The sequence below is a fragment of the Deinococcus radiodurans R1 = ATCC 13939 = DSM 20539 genome (assembly GCF_000008565.1).
GTDB lineage: Bacteria > Deinococcota > Deinococci > Deinococcales > Deinococcaceae > Deinococcus > Deinococcus radiodurans.
Genome location: NC_000958.1, coordinates 73,489 through 92,097 on the forward strand (window position 1 = coordinate 73,489; position 18,609 = coordinate 92,097).

An 18,609-nucleotide genomic window follows, 5' to 3' on the forward strand; every position below is an offset into this window, starting at 1 on the left:
AGTGACGCAGACATGAGTTGTGCCTTGTCCCAACGGGACCGCAATGGCGAGGCCCACACCAGTGCGAGATGCCAAGGTGTGGGCGGAGCCAGAAGCGTCAAAGAGTTCCAATCACTTCGTTGGTTGCGTCGCTGACCAGGATTTTTCTTCAGCAGCGAGGTCAGTCAAGAAATGCTGGCGATTGGAGCGAAATGAATCAGGGCAGCGGTGCCAGAGCCACGCCGCGCAGGGCGGTATTGGCTTTCGCCGGGCTGAGCAGGGTGGGAGTGCCGCTCAGGGACTTCAAAAAGCCGGAAGTGTCGGTCAGTTTGACCAGGCTGCCGGCATTGGTGGCCAGCAGCGTCACGGTATTGCCCTGCTGCACGCCAGCCAGCCCGATATAACTACCGCTGGCAACGCCCGAAGCCACCCAGGTTCCGTTTTGCAGACTGAATTTTTGCAGGCCGCTCGTGGCGTCGGCAATGTACAGGGTATCCGCACCGGGCAGGCCGTCCAGATCGGCCCAGAAAAAGCCGTAGCTGTCGCCGGTAACGCTGTCGGACAGACCCGGCAGGCGGCTGACGGTCTGGTTCCCGGTCGTGGGCAGGCCATTTCCTACGCTCAAGAGCCCTTTCGTGCCGTTGCCACTGCCACTCGACACGTACAGTTGATCGCCGAAGATGCCCAGTTGACGCAGGTTGGACGCGGCGCTGCTGATGCTGAGGCCGCTGCTGGCGCCCAGCGCGTAGAGCCGCACGCCGCTGTTGCCGCCAGTGACATAAAAACTGCGGCCATCTGTGCTGGCGGCGCTCCGGATATTGTCGCCACTGTAGGCGTCGGGAAGGGTCGTGGTGGTGTCCACAGTGCCGGCACTGTCCAGACGCCCGATCACGCGAGGTGTGGTCGCACTGTCGCTCGCCTTGACATTCGCCAGGCCGACGCTGGCCGCGTAGCCGGTCAATACCAGGTAATGAGCGTCCGCCGAGCGCGTCAGCATCCCTTCACTGCTGGCGGTGCCGCTGGCCAGGAGCGGCCTGTTGCTGCCACTGGTGCTGGTCGGCAGGCTCAGCGTCCGGACCAGCGACCCGTCGTTGGGATTGATGATGTCCACGAAAACGGGCGTGGCGGCGCTCGTCAGTTTGGCGCTGCCGTCCCCGACGCGGTACACCGCCACGTTGGGCAGGCTGGTCACGGGAGCGCTGACGGTCACGCCCGTGCTGGCGCTCACCGGGGCGCCGCTGCCGGGCGTGACCGTGGCTGTCAGGGTCACCGTGCCCGCCGCTTCCGCTCGCGCGACGCCGCGCTCGTCCACCGTCAGCTTGCTTGGGTCGCTGCTGCTCCAGCTGACGTTGACGGCGCAGTTGGGCGGTGACGTGGTGTAGATTGCCTTGAAGGTCTGGGTGCCGCCCACCGGCAGGGTGGAGTTGTCTGGGGTCACGCTCAGGTTGCTGACGGTGCAGGTCTGGGCCGGCAGGGCACCGACAATCACGGTCTCGGCGCGAAATTTCTGCCAGTCCTGCGCCGGGGCGACCAGGTCTTTGGCGATCTTGCCGTCACCGTAATACACGCTGTCGCCATTGTCGGTCAGCACCTGCACCGGCTGCCCGGTCAAGGCGTCGCTGTCGGGGTTGCCCGCAGGCATCGTAACGATGCTTTCCAGGCTGCCGTCCATGCTGGTGGCCAGGGCTTGCAGGTCATTGCGCAGATGCGCCGCGCCGTTGCTCTGGCCGTTCCACGAGTACAGCGCAAACGAGCTGCCCCCGCTGGCTGGCCCCGCCAGAATCAGGCAGCCCTGATCGTTGCACTTCAGCTCACGGATGCCGCGCCCGCCCAGGTCGAGTTGCACAGGAGCCCCGAAGGTGGCGGTGCGGGCCGTTCCCGTGACCAGCTCGGTGAAGTTGGTGACGGGAACGATCAACGCAGCGTTGCGCGTGCCGGACGGTTCCAGCGGCGCTCGGAATCCCAGGTAGGCCACGCTGCTGCCCGGTTTGAAGGCCAGACCTTCGATGTTGTACCCCACGCCGCCGTCGGCCTCAGGAATGACGCCACTGGCGGCGCTGGCCCCCAGTCCCAGGGCGTTGCCGTTGGCCCGGTCCCAGGCGAGCAGATCGTCGCGTAGATGATCGTAAGACCCCACGAAGTTCAGGGTGGCCGCCGCGCCCGAGCCCTGAAGGTCGGTCGCAAACACCCGGTTGCGATTGGGACGCGCCTTACCGCTCTTGCTGTTGCTTTGCGACCCCATCCAGAAAATCCGGTTGCCCAGCCGGGCGCTGGCTTCCAGGTCCATCTCGGGGTTGGCGGTGTCGGTCAGGTTCATCAGGGAACTGAAGTCGAACTGGGCCACCGGCGCACTGGACGTCGCCTGGGGATAAAGACTCAGCACATTGAACTCGTCGTCGGCCACCACCATGTACCCGTCGCCGACTTCCTGAGCGCTCGAAGCGTTGCTGGCCCCACTGAAAAAGCGGGTGCTAGACGTTGTGCCCGCCGCCTGACTCGCCGCGTAGTGCACCACGTAGCTGGCGGAGGCGCGGTCGCCGTCGGCAACGGTAACGGTGATATCGGCGTACCCGGTCTGCCGGGGGCTGATCTTGAGGAGACGGGTCTTTCCGCTGCCGCTGAGGGTGGCCGCCCCGACGCTGGGGTTGCTGCTGGTCGCGGTCACCGTCAGGCCCGCCGCGTCGGCGTCGCTGTCTGCCACCGTAAAGGTCAGGCCCTGGACACTGGCTGGATCCGTCGGATCGCCGAGAGTGCCGCTGACATACGCGGGACTGCTCGCCGGCAACTTCACCTTCGAGTTGGCGCCGGGCGTCGGCGTCAGGGTCACCGGCACGTCCACGCTGCCGACCGCCGTGAACACCACCGTGTAAAAGAACGGGTCGGTCGTGCCTGAGGTGGCCGGCATCTGCGTGGCAAAGGTCACGTCGGTGCTGGCGCCCGGGGCCAGAACGCCGCTGGTTTGCCAGCCGCTGGGGGAGAGGCCGCCCCTGCCCAGTTGCAAGCCCGCCGGGAGGGCGATGGTCTGTCCGGCGGTGTCGATGGGCTGATAAGGGGTGGCGGCTGTGTCCACCTGACCGCTCGCGTCACGCGCCTGCCCTGGCACCAGCGAGGCCGCCTGATCCGCGGCGTCTGAGCCGTCAAAATGCTTGACGTCCTTGAAATAGGTCGCGCCGACCGTAGGAGAGATGGTTGGCGTCGCGCCCGCCACCGCGTCGGTATCCAGGGGAACGAGTCCCAGATTGGTGATGGTCTGGGCCGACGTGTTCGTGACGTGGTAGGTCACGCGAACGAACCACTGTCCGTCCTGATGCAGCGTCCCCGAGGAGACGTAGCTGAAGGCCAGCTGGTTGTCCACCAAGCGGGTGGCCTGCGCGCTCAACTGGCCGGGCACCGAAATCGAGGACGTGACCGGGCCGCCCTGACCGTCGCGGCGGAATTGAAGTTCGTACAGTTGCCCCACCCGTGTTCTGGCCTGGGGAGCCGGACTGGCCGCTGAATGTTCCGGTTTGGCCGGCGAGCTGGGCAGTGGTTGTCCGCAGCCGGCCATCATCAGGCTGAGCATCAGGGGCAGGGCACACAGGGCGAGCTTCGGGGGTTTGGGCATTCTCTGATCTCCTTGAGGTCTTTCAGGCGTCTGGCCGTCAAAGGTGGTCAAGGTAGATCTCCGGTGTCAGCTGGCTGTCGGCGTGCTGGAGAGAGCTGGTTGAACGTGATTTATTCAGGCACCCGGAAGGACTCGGTAAACCGCTGACGCACCAGCGGCTCGCCGTAGCTCTCCATCACGCCGCGGTCGTCTTCGACCCAGGCGTGCCCCGTCAGGCCGGTCGGGGTCCGGGCCACGCCGCTGACGAATACGGCGGGGTGGCCGTAGCGGCGCAGTGCCCGGTAGGTTGCCGTCGCTCGCGGGACGCACACGCCGCGCCGGGACTGCCGGGGATAGAGCAGCCGCGTCCACCAGTTCACCGCGCCGATCAGGTCGTTCTGGGCACTCAGGCTGAGGCGGCCTGAGACCGGCTGGCCCCAGGGCCGCAGGGCCGCGCGGGGGTCTCCGCCCTGTCGTCCGACCCGGGCCGCCGCATACACGTCCGGCAGCAGCCGCAGCATCCAGACGGCGCGGCGGGGGGCGTTGCGGAGCCGGGCACGCCAGAGCAGAGCACGGTGGTCTCGTCCGTCGCGCCGCGCGGCGTCCAGGAGGACAGGCAAGCGACCCTGCAAGGCGCTCGCCAACTCCGGGCCAGCGGGCTGACAGACCCTGAGAAAGGCCGCCCAGGTCTGGCTGACCCCGAGTTCCTGCGCCCGCCGCGCCAGCGCCTCATCGGTCAACCGGTGCCGTTCGCGCAACACCTGCAAGTCAGGAACATCGGCGGGCTTCAGTCCCCCCGCGTCGCCCCCCCAGCAGCGGCTGACGGCCAGCGTCAGCACCGCGCGGTCGGCGGGGGAGGGGAGCAAGACAGGCACGCCGGCCCAATCGGTCGGCACCGCCGAGGCCCACATCTGCCGGGTGAGCGCCTGCATCCTTTCTTGCGGCCCTACCTCCCAGGTCGTGACGAAGCGGTGAACGTCGAGCTTGGCCTGCCCACTCGGGCTCACGAGGTGCGCGCATTCATGCGTCCAGGTGGACGGACTGGCGTGCTGACCGTCACTGCGCCAGCCGTGGGCCAGCGCGAGGTGAACGGCGCGGCTGATGAGGTCGGGGTCATTCGGCAGCAGCAGGTCCAAGTCGCCGTAAAAGCGCTCGGCGGGGGTCGCGTAGTCGAATTCGGCCAGCGCGAAGCCCTTGAACAGCAGGGCCGGCACCCCGGCATCGGCCCAGAGCTGCAACAGGGGCCGGACCTCGCTTTTGATGAGGGCGTGGCGCGCGGCGAGCTGCACGGCGTCCATTTTCAGCGCACCGCGCAGTGGGTGGCCCTGCGGCAAGCGCGGGCGGAGGTACCCCCCCAGATGGAGCTGGCGCAGGGTGGGGAGGTCGTCCGCGGTGACCTCGCTGGGCGCAGCGAAGGTCCGTCGCAGCACTTCGGACAGGGAATCCATAGGCGCCCAGTACAGCACGCGCAGAGCGTCATGAGAGAACCTTGCACTTCCCTGACGATTTGAGGGTAAGCTGGCGCAGCCCTTCATCTTCTTAAGGAGTTTATACATGTCAGAACATTGTCAGAAGACTGCTGTTAAGCCTGAACCCCGCCCCTACCAGGCCCCTGCCGTGCAGGACCTCGGCCCCTGGAAGGCCATGACCCTGATTTACAGCCTGCCCATCGGCCCCGGCGGCTCCCGTCCTACTGGTGGTAACAGCAATGTCTGGTAAGCGCGCCGCCAATGCCCTCTTGCTGGCTGGCCTTCTGGCCCTGAGTGCCTGCGGAAGCCAGCAGCCTGCGGGCACAGGCGCGGCGGTGCCTGCCCCAGGGCCCGTGACCAGCGGTACTTCCCGCAGCAGCCTCGGCGTGTACCAGCTCAGCCTCAGCGGGGCGGGCAGCGCCATCAAGCAGGCCAGCGTGCAGCGCTTGGGCGCTCAGGCGACTGAAGTGGGCGGCCTGAGCTTCAAGAGCAACAACTACGGCTACTACGTCGACAGCTCGAACAACACCCTGCGGATGTGGGCGACGTTCGACGTGACCAACACCAGTGACCAGCCCCTCGCCGCGCCGACCTTCATTCCGGTCGACACCGAAGGCGCGGGCGGGACCATCGGCACCACGGCGTTCAAGAACGTGCGCTACTTCGACGGCAGCGATGCTTCGAGCCGCGCGCCGCTGCTGGCCTTCGACTCGTCGAACGACCCCAAGACGGCGGTCAAGACTCAGCTGCTCCGTGACCTCGACAGCGGCAGCGTGCAGGTCAACCTGCCTGCGGGCCTGCAACTCGCCGGCACCTCGCACACCGGCTGGAAGATGGGCGCCCTGCCGGCGGGCGCGACCGGGCAGGTCACCCTCGCCGCGAGCATTCCAGCGGCCAGCAACTCTCAGGACAACCCCTTTTCGTTCGACCTGGTCTTCACCGTGGCCGACAACGTGCCCAGCACCACGCTGACCAACATCGGTGCGGTTCAGGGCCAGACCCCCGGCGGCGACCGGCCCGCAGCCTTGACCGGCGCGCAGACCATCGAAGGCGTCGTGACAGCGGTCGAGCCTGGTCTGAGCGGCTTTTTCGTGCAGGAAGAGGGCATCGACGCCGACAGGGACGAGACCACCAGCGACGGCCTGTTCGTCTACTGCGCGGCGAGTTGCCCGGCGCTCAGCGCGGGCGACCGCGTGCGGGTCAGCGGCACGGTGGCCGAATACGGCGGCGCCACCCAGATGACGGCGCCCACCGTGACCAAACTGCTTTCCGGCCTGGCGCTGCCGCCTGCCGCCGAGCTGAAGCTGCCGCTCGACAAGACGCAACAGGAGCGTTATGAGGGCATGCGCGTGCGCTTCCCCGAAACGCTGACCATCACCAACAACTACACCTATGGCCGCTACGGGCAACTCGACCTATCGAACGCCGGGCGCATGTTCAATCCCACCAACGGGAACGCCAGCGCCAGCGAGCAGAGTACCATCACACTCGATGACGGCGTCAGCGCACAAAACCCGCTGGACCTGAACTACCTCAGCGCCGAGCGGACCCGCCGCACGGGCGACACGGTCACCGGCCTGAGCGGCGTGTGGCATTCGGTTGCCAATCAGCCCATGCTGGAGCCGGAGGGAGCGGTCGAGTTCGTCTCCGCCAACAGCCGCGCCAGCAACGCCCTGCCGCATGACGTCGGTGGCAGCCTGCGGGTGGGCGGTGCCAACGTCCTGAACTACTTCACGACTTACGGCGGCAGCACGGACCGCGGCGCAAACAACGCCGGTGAGCTGGCCCGGCAACGCGCCAAGATGGCGACCACGCTGACCACCCTGAACGCCGACGTGCTGTCGCTGATGGAAGTGCAGAACAATGGTGATACGGCGCTCAACGACCTTGTCGCGGCGCTCAATGAGAAAGCCGGCGCCGGGACCTACGCCGCCGTGACGACGGGCTCCGTCGGTACCGACGCCATCAAAGTCGCCATCATCTACAAGCCGTCTAAGGTCACGCCGGTCGGCCAGTTCATGACCGACAACAACTCTGTCTTCTCGCGCCCGCCCGTCGCCCAGACGTTCCGTGACAAGACCACGGGCGGCGTCTTCAGCGTGATCGCCAACCACCTCAAGAGCAAAGGCAGCTGCCCCACGTCCGGCGACGTGGACACGGGCCAGGGCTGCTGGAATCAACTGCGCGTGCGGCAGGCTCAGGCGCTGCTGGGCTTCGTCGATACCGTGAAGCAAAAAAGCGGCGACCAGGACGTCTTGCTGCTGGGGGATTTCAATGCCTACGGCGCGGAAGACCCCATCAAAGTGCTGCAAGGCGGCGGATTCGAGAGCCTGAACCTGCGTATTCCCGCAGAAGACCGTTACAGCTACCAGTTCAATGGCCTGTTCGGTTACCTTGACCACGCGCTGGCGAGCCAGAACCTCAGCGCTCAAGTGAGCGGCATCACCGAGTGGCACGTCAACAGCGACGAGCCGGTTATCGCCGACTACAACACCGAGTTCAAGAAGGTTGCGGGCTGCACTGGAACCAACTGCACGGGCATCGATCTGTTCGACCCGACCAATCCCTTCCGCGCCAGCGACCACGACCCGGTGCTTGTCGGCCTGAACCTGACCGCCGACGCAGGGACCACTCCCACTCCGGCACCGACCACGGCGCTGAGCGCCAACCCCAGCGCCCTGACGGTGACGGCGGGCGGCGCAGCCGTGAGCAGCACCCTGACGACCAGCACCCAGAACTACAGTGGCGCCGACTTCACCGTCAGCACCCAGAACAGCGCGGGTCTGACGGTCGCGCCCTCGGCGACTTCGGTGAGCCCCAACGGGACGTTCACCGTGAGCGTCACGGCGCCTGCGGGCACGGCAGCCGGAACGTACCCGGTGACGGTGACGACCACAGGTGCAGGTGGCCTGACGGCGACTGCGACCCTCAACGTCACGGTGAGCGTAGGCGGTACTCCTCCCCCCAGCTCGACTGGCAGTGATCTGATTATCAGCGAGTACGTCGAAGGAACCAGTAATAACAAAGCATTGGAGTTCTACAATCCGACAGCAAACACTCTTGATTTGAGTGCTTATACGGTCGAACTGTATGCCAACGGCGCGACGAAGGCCACAAATACACAGAAGCTCACTGGGAGCCTGGCTCCTGGCGCTGTCTTGGTCCTGGTCAACGGTTCTGCTGTACCTGAGCTCAAAGCCAGGGGAACTGTCAGTAGTGTGACCAATTTCAATGGTGATGACGCCATTGTGCTGAAAAAGAGTGGCGTGGTCATCGATTCGTTTGGTCAGGTCGGGGTACAGAGCATGTGGGGCGCGGACGTTACTCTGCGCCGTAAGAGTGGCATCGTTTCAGGCGATAGCAACCCGAATGATCCCTTTAGCGCAGCGACCGAGTGGGACAGTTTTCCAGTTGACACTTTCGATGGACTTGGAAGCCGCTAAAAACCAAAGTTGAGCTTGAAGGCTTGAGCTGCCCAGTCTTAGACCGGGCAGCTTTTTTGCGTCCTTATAGTCCATCTCCTTGGCTTAACCTTTCCCTCCGGCCAGCCTTCTTTTCTCTGTTAGCCCCCAAACAGTCAAATTGTTGGTGAGTTCAGCTTGAGAATGTCTAGACAAATACTTTTAAGAAACTTTTCTCATACGGCTGTCAGGATGCTGTGACAAATATCGTTTGGAAAGTGTTGGGTCTTCAGAAAACATACATGTAAACTTCTTGATAAAGTTCATCAATTTTACTCCTCAACTCTTTGCTTGGAAGTTACATCTATACACCCAGGCCATTTATCTGTTCCCATTTTTCACATATAGTAAATAAGTCGGAAAATTTAATCGGCTTCTGTGCCCCGCGAAGGCGCAAAAAGCTTATCTGGCCTCGGCTTACTGAGGAGGTCGGGTCTGTCTTTTTATTCCCGCAACTTGGATCAGTTATGCAAATAAGTGAAGCTAAGCCGCAAGCAAACTTCTCAGAGGAAGCTGAGAAAACCAGTCTTGCCAGTAAGTACGAAGCCCCTCAAATAAAGGATCTGGGCAGCTGGAAAACCATGACCTTGCTTTACTCTCTCCCTATCGGCCCTGGTGGGAGAAGCACACATCAAGACGGCCCATTGTATTAAAAACCGTTCATCTTACAAGTTGTGATGTTTCGAGGATATAAATGAAAGTGTCCAGATCTTTAGTTCTTTTGGGTCTTCTGACGTTGGCTGCCTGCGGTTCTACCCCTGGCAACACTTCTCCCCAGCCTTCGCCGATCGTAGCTCCTGCAAGGCAGTTACAGAGCTTTGGATTGTATGAATTGAGTGTCAATGGCGCTACGACTGCGGCGCCTGAGAGCAGAATTTTCAGGACTGGTCTGAGCTCTCAAACTAACGATATTCAAGGGCTTAAATTTACTCCTTTGTCGACGGGAACATACACCGATGAGTTGAGCCGCACACGTTATTTGCGCGCTTCGTTTAAGGTGAGTAACGAAACTGGACAACCCTTAACGGTTCCCACCTATGTCCCTGTCGATACGGATGGAAACGACGCTACTGTGGGGGCAACTCCATTTAAAGCGGTGCAGTACTTTGACGGGAGCGATGCCAGCTCAAGAGCCTTAGAATTGCAGCTGGATACAGCACATCGGTTTAATAGTGCTACTGGCGCCAATGAAATAGATCTGGACGCTACCCCCCTAGTGACCAAGCTTGATACCCGTGATCTGGTCATAAACCCGCCGCCTGGGACCACAATCGCACAGGTCTTTCATCAGGGCTGGCAAGGGCGACAGTTGGCTCCTGGAGGAACCCAGGTCGTCACTTTCGCTGCCCGACTGCCTATGGCTGCTGATTCAAAGCTAGATCCCTTTAGATTTAAGCTGATGTTTGCAGTGACAGATAATCCTGCGCCTTTGCCTGATGATCAGATAGCACCAACAGTATCACTGACATTAGATCCCATCGAGTTGACGTCGGCAGGCTCCGTCACTTTTCGCGCCGCCGCTGAAGACAATGTCGGCATCCGGGACGTTACTTTTTATGATGGTGACAAACTCCTAGGGACTGTTACCGAGGCGCCTTATGAGTGGAAGTCCGCTTATACAGCTGCCGATAACGGAGAGCACGTCATTCGTGCGGTTGCTACGGACACCAGTGGAAATACCGCGCAAACGACCAGTAGACTAAATATTAAAATCTCTACAGCAAATGTTCCATTTATTGGGAGTGGCCCGGCTGGTTTGATGGTCGATCTGATTCGTTCGAACCGTGGCGAAGGAGTCAGCGATTCTACAGTTCGTATCTATCATAGTGGTGATCGCACAAAGGTGTTGGCTGAGACTCAAACTGATAAGAGTGGTTTTACTCAATTTCTGAATATTCCAGAAGGAACCTACGACTTAGTTTTCAGTAAAGCTAATGCGGCAGGTTCGGAATTTAATGGTGCAGTTGCAAAAGCGGGCGTCAATCAACGCCTCAAGATTGCCCAGTTTGATGCTCAGAACCCTACAGCCGGGAAAGCAACGGCCAAGCTGGCTGTCCTGACGCCTACTGCCCTTGCTGCGGATGGAACTGCTGTGGATTGGAAAGTGCTGACTCCCGGCACTGTAATGAACAACGATATTCAACTGAGGGCTTACACAACCGCTGAAAACCCAGCTCCACTTCAGCTCAAGTACCTGATGTTTTCGGTCGTGAATTTCGATGCCACTGGGCAGATGACCGAACTGCGCAGTGCGCTGGCCAGTATTGATGCTGGCAAAGTGAATCCGGGCATGGAAAGTCAGGACAGCGGTCTGATGACGCTCGACACAGCCGGGCTTCAAGGCGATATTTATGTACAGGTCTCTTCGCTGGATTTTAATAACAACCGTTCGGCTTATTTGATCCCGGTTCGCCTTGAGCGGAGCAGTGCGCCCGGTGCTGTGACAGCGCCCACTGGAGTAAGCGCTATCGCCTATACCAACGGTGAACGCATCAACTACATTTATGGAGTCACTGACCCCAGCACTCAAGGAGAAGGTAAAAATATTTTCCCGGACACGAACAGCTGGGTGAGCGTGTCCTGGGATATGCCGAGTACCACTGCTGGCTTGACTGGCTTCCGCGTTCTGCGCGCGGTGGCGCCGCAAGGTCCATACAGTGAAGTGGCGTTTGCTGGTGTAGCGCAGTGCCGCACTTCGACCAAGCGTTGCACGGCCAGCGATAATACTGCCACTCTGCAAGTCGGTCAGGACTATTACTACCGGGTTAAAGCTATCGGAAGTAACGAAGCCTTGAGTGCTACGCCATCACAGGCCAGCACGCGGATTTTGCCTCCGTTTAAGCCACAGCTCCTCAGTCCGGGTTCGGAGCAGACGGATGTCAGTCTCCTCCCTGAGTACACGTTTAAGACCAATGCTTTTGAGGGTGGCGCCACGGGGCTGCGCTTTGATCTGCGCGTCAGCGACGCTTTTACTTCCGTCGGCAATACGGACGCGCCGCCCCTGCGCATTGTGGGCCAGGGCGGGACCTTCAAGGTGATCGGCGCCGATAACGACACCCGGGATTACGCCAAGTGGGTAACCTATGACGTGGCGAGTGACGTGGTCAAAGTCCCTCACGACCTCACCCGGGTGCGCTCTGGCCTGGCGCCACAGCCGCTCCAGACGAATCGGCGGTACTCGTGGATGCTTCACCGCGCTTATACCTACCGTCTCCTTGATCCAACTTTGCCGGAATCGACCACCAACCCTGTCGTGGCTTACTCGGTGTATAGCGACCCGGACACCACCAAGATTGTTCCCGGCGGCGTCACGCAGAGTGTCAGCACTGTCTACCACTTCATTACCCGGCCCTGAATCCAAGGAGCATTTCTATGAAAAGACTTTCTCTCGCGGCGCTCAGTCTTACTGTTCTTCTGGCGGCTTGCCAGCAGCAGAGCACCGTTGTCAATCCCCGCCCACCAGTGACCTCTTCACCGATGCAGGCCGGTGGCATTCCTACCCCTGACATTGATCCAGCGCGCATTATCCTCGACCCAAACAGCGGGGCCCAGTATGTCAGCGATCAATTGGTCGTCGGCCTGGGCGGGCTGGACTCCACAACCCTGGCAGCCCAGCTGGGGGCGACCGTCATAGACCGTTTGCCGCAGCTTGACGCTGTGGTGCTTCACCTCAGTGATGGAAGTGCTTTGCAAAAAGCCAGGCAGCTCAATGAAGAAGGCCGTGTCACGTTCGCAGCTCCCCAGCAAATTATGCAGATGGAACCCTATACGAAAAGTATTCGGGAGCCTGCATTATCGCCGCTGGCGGTCAATCAAGTGTTCGACGCTCTGCCGCAGTACGCATTGGATAGCGAGCATCTCAATGCCAAAGCAGCCTGGGACGCCGGCTTTACGGGACGTGGCGTGACTGTCGGAGTGATTGACGATCCTGTTGATGTTTCACACCCTGACTTGCGAGCCAACTGGGCTGGGAAAGCGTACGATCCGAAGGCCGACAAGACCTATACGACAGTGCAAAGTTGGCTTGATGCGATTGATGCTTTCGGTTCAGTGCCGATGCCTGTAGACAATCAGGTGGACGAGAACATTGAGCACGGTACTGCCGTCACCTCCACTATCGCTGCCGCTCGTGATGGGCGAGGGGTCGTTGGAGTGGCGCCGGATGCCAAGTACCTCACGGCGGCCATGTTTCAGCCGGGGAGCGTCGGCTCTGCTGGTGTGGCGAAGGCCATCTTATGGATGGTAGATAATGGAGCAAAAGTCCTGAACAATTCCTGGGGCGGCGCTGGCTTTGACCCCCTGATCAAGGCTGCAATGGACTACGCTCTGGAACGAAACGTCACTGTGGTAGTTTCCGCTGGCAATGAATCGCGTGAATATTATCAGCGGCCAGCGCTTTTTGCGGGGGTTATTCCTTCTGCGGCCCTGGCTGTCAATAATACTAAAGCGAGTTTCTCTTCTTTCGGGCGCCATATCAGTGTGGCTGCGCCTGGGACAGACATCCTCATGGCCTCACCGCTGTTCATTAATGACGATGGAACACGCAAATTGGGTGCCACTCCTCCAGATGGCAGTGGCTACGTCCTGATGAGTGGAACTTCCTTCTCTGGACCTTATACGGCAGCTACGGCAGCTCTGATTCTAGGTGCCCACCCAGAGCTCGACCCCTATCAAGTGCGGCGGCTGATGGAAGAGACGGCTGACGGAAGCGTCGGCGAAAACCCCAATGGTTTTGACCGGGGGACAGGGTATGGCCGCATTCAACTGGGAGAACTGGCTCAACGTCTCCAAAGCGGTCCTATGCCGGCAAAAGGCGGCGCCCTTAAGGTACTGGTGCAATTTAAGAAAAGCGACGGCACCTTCGTGACTCAGACCCAGCCTTCAGACGTGATTATTGAAAAAGACGGTGAAAATGGGGCGATTTACGGGGCGCAGACCAATGCCAAAGGTTTGGTCCAGTTCGCGGCGATGGCGCCTGGAACCTATACTCTTCGGGTGGGTGGCCCTGATCTGAAGGCTGACACAGCGCTAAAGGAGCGAGGCAGTTATACGGGCAAAGTCACTATCACGTCCGGTACGACGTTGGCTGACGCCGAACCGATCGTGGTGACACTGGATAAAGGGTTCTATGAGCCCCCACCTCCTGTGGTCGATCCCTATGAGCCGAACGACAGTCTTGAAACGGCAACTCAAATTTCGATTGGTATGCGCACGCAGCCGGCGCTCATTTATAGGGAGAGCTGCTCTTCTTCCTGTACGCCAGTCAATGGAGATGTCGACTTTTACAAATTCAGCGGTACTGCTGGGCAAACTGTAGAAGTGGCTCTCTTTGATAAATATCACCCCACCGAAAAGATAGGCAATATGTGGGGAGTAATATACATTCGTGATTCAACCGGCAATCTTCTTAAGGATTCCGCTGGGAAAGTCATCCAACCGGGAATCGTTGACAACAAATTTACAGCTAAGCTGCCTACAGATGGGACCTACTATTTACAGGCTGGAACCTATCTCCATCTGAATCCGACCCAGGGAGAAAAGCCTTACACAGGAGGCTTTACAAATAGTAAGGATAACAAATATTTTATAGAACTGAAACTCAAATGACTTGAAAAATAATACAGCTGGTTGAACCTAAAAGTTCAACCAGCTTGTTTTTTAAGTAGCATTTCCTCTGTTTGCTCTATAACTTTTTCCCGCGTCGTTCCCTGCACGGTCAGTCGGCGCAGCAGCTCATTTACCGCCTGAGCGCTGGCCTGCCGGGTGCGCGCCAGCAGCGGCACGCCAGTGCATTCCCAAAGTGCCTGTACGCTGTCCGCTCGTGAAGGGTGGTGCGGCAGGCCAAAAACGAGCAGGGTGTCTAGAGTCGCAGGCGTCGTTGGTGGCGTGAGGGGCACCATCCATTTGCCGTAGGCGTCTTGCCCCTGCGCGGCGGCCCGGAGCCCCGGAGCGAAGCGGTCCAGACTGTCCGGGTAGGTTCGCAGGAAGCGGTCGAGTCCCAGCACCCGTCCTGACCCGGCGTGCACCCAGGTCTGGTCCTCGGCAAGCACGCTCAGGCCCGCTGCCGCCAGCCGCAGGGCCGCCGTGCTTTTGCCCGCGCCGCTTACGCCCGTGATGCCTACCGCCCTACTTTCTCGCGCCACCGTCGCGGCGTGCAGGGGCAGCCAGCCGCTCAGGCGCTGCAACTCGGCCAGGGCCAGCAGCCAGGCAGCTTCAGAGGGAGCAGCCAGATGGACCGTCAGGCGCGGCGCGGCGGCGAGTTGCAAATGTAAGTGGTTCCCCAGCCACAGCTCGTCTCCCTGTGCCCAGATGTCGAGGACTGTGTTGGAAACCATGATCTGCTGGGCGGGCACGTCCGGTTGGGGCGGTAACTCCCCAGGAAAACACATCACTTTGAGGGGCGTGTCCACCAGAGACACCGTTTGCCAGCGCTCCTGCAACTGCCGCTCCAGTTCAGTGGGTAAGCGTGCAGTCTCTAAGTCCAGCCCCAGCGAAAGCCAGGTCACGACGGCTGCACGAGGCCGCGCTCGGCCAGAGCCGCCATCAAGCTCTGCACGTCGCGCAGGGCGTCTGCCGGCGCGAGGTCATAGGTGCGGGCCAGCAGCTCGCCCAGGGCCGTCTCGTCGGCGGGCAACGCGTTCCAGAGCAGTCTGCCGGTTTCGTTCAGGCTGAACATCACGCTGCGCACCGGCTCCATCAAAACGAGTTCGTCGCCGAGGTCGGTGGTCAGGACAGCCGAGTTGGGTTCCCACATGCGGGCATCATAGCGAGCGGGGTAAAAAAGCGCCGGAAAAGCCGTTGCTCTGGCTGAGCTGACAAGGCTCGAAAAGGGAAGCCGTCGGGGTCAACGCAGCGGCGCAAGCAGCGCATCATAGCTGAACACCCACTCCGGGTCCGTCGGCGTCCGCATCCAGCTGTTTTCGGAAGACACTTTTTGGACCTGCGCCACCCGCTCCGCCCGCGTCTGCTGGTAGTGGTCGTAGGCCGCCCCGGCAGCGGCACCGTACGCCCGCAAGCAGCGCACCAGCACCGCCGCGTCTTCGATGGCCATCGCCGCGCCCTGCGCCATGTGGGGCCGCATGGGGTGCCCGGCGTCACCCAGCAGCACCAGCGGCCCCCGGCTCCAGGTGGTGTCCGGCTCACGCTCGTGCAGCGGCCAGAGGCACACTTCCTTGGCGGCCTGCAAAATGGCCCGCGCCTCGGCGGGAACTTCATTCAGTTAATTGCTGTGGGTCAGAGTGTTCCTTCACCGCTCGGCACGGGCGTGACGGCCAGCGGTTTTTTCAGCAGCCCGAGCAGCAGCGTGCTCACAGCCGTGCCCGCCACGATGGCCACGATGTACATCGGCAGGTTGGTCACCGCGTTGGGAATAAACAGCACGAAAATCCCGCCGTGCGGCGCCCGCAGCAGGCACCCGGTCGCCATGCTGATAAAGCCCGCCACCGCCGACCCCGCCATCAGCGCCGGAATCACGCGCAGGGGGTCACGGGCGGCGAAGGGAATGGCGCCTTCCGTGATAAAGGAAATGCCCAGCACGCCTGCCGCCTTGCCCGCTTCCTGCTCATCTTTGGTAAAGCGGTTCTTGAACAGTTGTGTGGCGAAAAACAGCGCCAGCGGGGGCGTCATGCCCGCAGCCATCGTGGCGGCGATGGGGCCGTAGACCTTGTTCGTCAGCAGGCCGGTGCTGAAGGTGTAGGCCGCCTTGTTGATGGGGCCACCCATGTCGAAGGCCATCATCCCGCCGAGCAGGGCGCCGAGCAGCCCCGCCGACCCCTGGCCCAGGCCTTGCAGCCAGTTCGTCACGGCGGTCAGGGCGGCGGCCACCGGCTTGCCCACCACCGTCAGCATCAGCAGCCCGACCACCAGGGTGCCGAGCAGCGGCAGCAGCAGCGTGGGCTTGAGGCCTTCGAGCGTGCGCGGCAACTTCAGGGCGCGGTTGAGCCAGCGCACGAAGTACCCGGCGATAAAGCCCGCGACCATCCCGCCCAGAAAGCCGCTGCCGGTGTTCGCGGCGATCAGGCCGCCCACCATGCCCGGCGCCAGCCCCGGTCGGTCGGCAATCGAAAAGGCGATGTAGCCGGCCAGCACCGGCACGAACAGCTTGAACGCCCCGTTCGCCCCGATGTTGAACAGCAGGTTGCCGATGGTCCCGGCGTACTTGTCCTCGTAGATGAAAATGCCCTGGTCCCCAAACTGAAACGACCCGAAGGCGAAGCCCAGCGCGATGAGCAGCCCGCCCGCCACCACGAAGGGCAGCATGTGGCTCACGCCGGTCATCAGGTGCTTGTAGAAGCTCGGCACGCCCGCGTTCTTGGCCGCTTTCGCCGCCGCCGCGTCGGCCACGTAGTCGCCCGAACTCGCCGCCGACCCGCTTCCGTACACCGGCGCCTCGGCGAGCGCCGTGCGGACGACCGCCGCGCCGTCCTTGATGGCGGGCTTGGTGCCGGTCTGGTACACGCGTTTGCCGGCAAAGCGGCTCAGGTCCACGTTGGTGTCGGCGGCGATGACCACCACGTCGGCGCGGCGAACATCGTCGTCGCTCAGCGCGTTGCCGGCGCCCACGCTGCCCTGCGTCTCGATTTTCACGTCGTAACCGAGCGACTTGGCGCCGCCTTCGAGCCCTTCGGCGGCCATGAAGGTGTGGGCGATGCCGGTCGGGCACGACGTGATGCCGACGATGTACTTTTTGCCGTCGCTGACGGGGGCGGCTGCGGGGGCCGCCGCGCCCAGCGCCGCCGTCGCCTGCGCGACTAGGCCCGCCGCATTCCGAATGGCGTCCTGGGTGCTGGTCTGCACGACGGGTTTTCCGGCAAAGCGCGCCTCGTCCACCCGCACGTCGGTCGCCAGAATCACGGCGTCGGCGGCGGCAATTTCACTGGGCGTCAGGGCGTCGGCGGTGCCCACGCTGCCCTGGGTTTCCACCCGGATGTCGTGCCCGGCGGCGAGCGCGGCGCGGCGCAGGGCCTCGGCGGCCATAAAGGTGTGGGCGATGCCGGTGGGACAGGCGGTGACGGCGACAAGTTTTGCCATGGTGGGGCCTCCTGAAACATCTTCCGATTGAACCCGGTCATTCCGGATTCAATCCGACTTGAAAAGCTGAGCAGCAGAGCGGCTGCGAGTAGAAACAAATTCGTAGGAAAGGGGGAGAGAGGACTGGAAAAGGACGAATCAGAGAGGAGTGACCGTCACCTGCGCCGCGTACCCGGCGAGCTCGTCACGCGCCGGGAGATGCGCGCCCAGCCGGGTGATGGTGCTCACGCTGAAACTTGTGGCGCGGCGGGCGGCGTCTGGGAGGGGCAGACTGTCGAGATGGGCGGAGACGAGGCCCGCCACCATCGCGTCCCCAGCGCCCACCGTGGAGACGACCTGAACGTGGGGCGGCTTTGCCTGCACGGTGGCGCCCGGAGTCACGAGCAGCGCGCCGTCTTCTCCCTGCGAAATGGCGACCAACTCGGCGCCCCGACCCAACAGGTCACGGGCAGCGGCGAGCAGCTCGGCCTGCGTGCCCAGCTCGCGGCCCAGCGCGGCGGACAGTTCGTGGGTGTTCGGCTTGACGAGGTGGGGCAGCACGTTGGCGGTCAGGGCGGCGGTGAGGGCCGCGCCGCTGGTGTCGAGCGCGACGAATTTGCCCGCGCCGCGCAGCTTCGCCACCAGCTCGGTGTAAAAGTCCGGCGCAATGCCCGGCGGCAGGCTGCCCGCCAGGACGAAGGCGTCGTGGGATTCGCACAGGGCGTCCAGTTGGGCGTGCAACTCGCGCAGGTGCTCGGGCGTCGCCCGCAGGCCCGGCAGGTTGATGTCGGTGGTCTGCTGCGCGGCGTGGTCCACGATTTTGACACCCACGCGCGTTTGCCCCGGCACCCGCACGAAGGCGTCGGTGATGGCCTTGGTCCGGAAAAGGGCATCGAACACTTCGGCGTTGTCCTCGCCGAGCAGCCCGCTCGCGGTCACGGGCAGGCCCCAGTCGGCCAGGAAGGACGCGACGTTCACGCCCTTGCCGCCCGCCGTGAGGTGCAGCGTCTGCCCGCTGTTGACCGTATTGGGCCGCCAGCCGTCGGCGCGCACCGTCAGGTCGAGCGCGGGGTTGAGCGTCAGGGTCAGCACACGCGGCGTGCCCATC

At 62.2% G+C, this 18,609-nt stretch carries 10 protein-coding genes; 3 read left to right on the forward strand and 7 right to left on the reverse strand.

Annotation, left to right across the window (positions count from 1 at the left end; genetic code table 11):
• Positions 1–196: 196 nt before the first annotated feature.
• Both DR_RS15785 and DR_RS15790 read right to left on the reverse strand, forming a co-directional pair.
• On the reverse strand, positions 197–3,583 hold the full coding sequence (locus DR_RS15785) for a DUF3616 domain-containing protein (RefSeq protein WP_162177798.1): 3,387 nt from the start codon (positions 3,581–3,583) through the stop codon (positions 197–199).
• Between the two features lie 110 nt (positions 3,584–3,693).
• Positions 3,694–5,010 carry a lasso peptide biosynthesis B2 protein gene (locus tag DR_RS15790; RefSeq protein WP_034351138.1) on the reverse strand — a complete coding sequence of 439 codons (1,317 nt, stop codon included), beginning with the start codon at positions 5,008–5,010 and terminating at the stop codon, positions 3,694–3,696.
• Positions 5,011–5,270: 260 nt separating this feature from the next.
• On the opposite strand from DR_RS15790, the gene DR_RS15795 reads away from it, so the two are divergent.
• From DR_RS15795 to DR_RS15805, 3 genes are all read left to right on the forward strand, one after another.
• The gene (locus tag DR_RS15795) at positions 5,271–8,474 is read left to right on the forward strand and encodes an ExeM/NucH family extracellular endonuclease (RefSeq protein ID WP_010884009.1); all 3,204 of its coding nucleotides are present in this window, start codon (positions 5,271–5,273) and stop codon (positions 8,472–8,474) included.
• 712 nt (positions 8,475–9,186) lie between these two features.
• The gene (locus tag DR_RS15800) at positions 9,187–11,847 is read left to right on the forward strand and encodes an Ig-like domain-containing protein (RefSeq protein ID WP_010884059.1); all 2,661 of its coding nucleotides are present in this window, start codon (positions 9,187–9,189) and stop codon (positions 11,845–11,847) included.
• Positions 11,848–11,864: 17 nt separating this feature from the next.
• The gene (locus tag DR_RS15805; RefSeq protein WP_010884010.1) at positions 11,865–14,099 is read left to right on the forward strand and encodes a S8 family serine peptidase; all 2,235 of its coding nucleotides are present in this window, start codon (positions 11,865–11,867) and stop codon (positions 14,097–14,099) included.
• Between the two features lie 35 nt (positions 14,100–14,134).
• On the opposite strand, the gene DR_RS15810 is transcribed toward DR_RS15805, so the two are convergent.
• The 5 genes from DR_RS15810 to pfkB all read right to left on the reverse strand — a co-directional run bounded on the left by DR_RS15810 (position 14,135) and on the right by pfkB (position 18,608).
• Complete coding sequence (locus tag DR_RS15810; RefSeq protein WP_010884063.1) at positions 14,135–14,998, reverse strand: hypothetical protein; 864 nt, start codon at positions 14,996–14,998, stop codon at positions 14,135–14,137.
• Positions 14,995–15,246 carry a PqqD family protein gene (locus DR_RS15815; protein WP_010884060.1) on the reverse strand — a complete coding sequence of 84 codons (252 nt, stop codon included), beginning with the start codon at positions 15,244–15,246 and terminating at the stop codon, positions 14,995–14,997. Before DR_RS15815 ends, DR_RS15810 begins: the two co-directional genes overlap by 4 nt.
• Before the next feature lie 90 nt (positions 15,247–15,336).
• The gene (locus tag DR_RS15820; RefSeq protein WP_010884011.1) at positions 15,337–15,678 is read right to left on the reverse strand and encodes an FAD-dependent oxidoreductase; all 342 of its coding nucleotides are present in this window, start codon (positions 15,676–15,678) and stop codon (positions 15,337–15,339) included.
• A gap of 47 nt (positions 15,679–15,725) precedes the next feature.
• Positions 15,726–17,522, reverse strand: coding sequence for a PTS fructose-like transporter subunit IIB (locus DR_RS15825; RefSeq protein WP_010884012.1), 1,797 nt, complete (start codon positions 17,520–17,522; stop codon positions 15,726–15,728).
• A gap of 138 nt (positions 17,523–17,660) precedes the next feature.
• The gene (pfkB, locus tag DR_RS15830; protein ID WP_010884013.1) at positions 17,661–18,608 is read right to left on the reverse strand and encodes a 1-phosphofructokinase; all 948 of its coding nucleotides are present in this window, start codon (positions 18,606–18,608) and stop codon (positions 17,661–17,663) included.
• Position 18,609 lies beyond the last annotated feature (1 nt).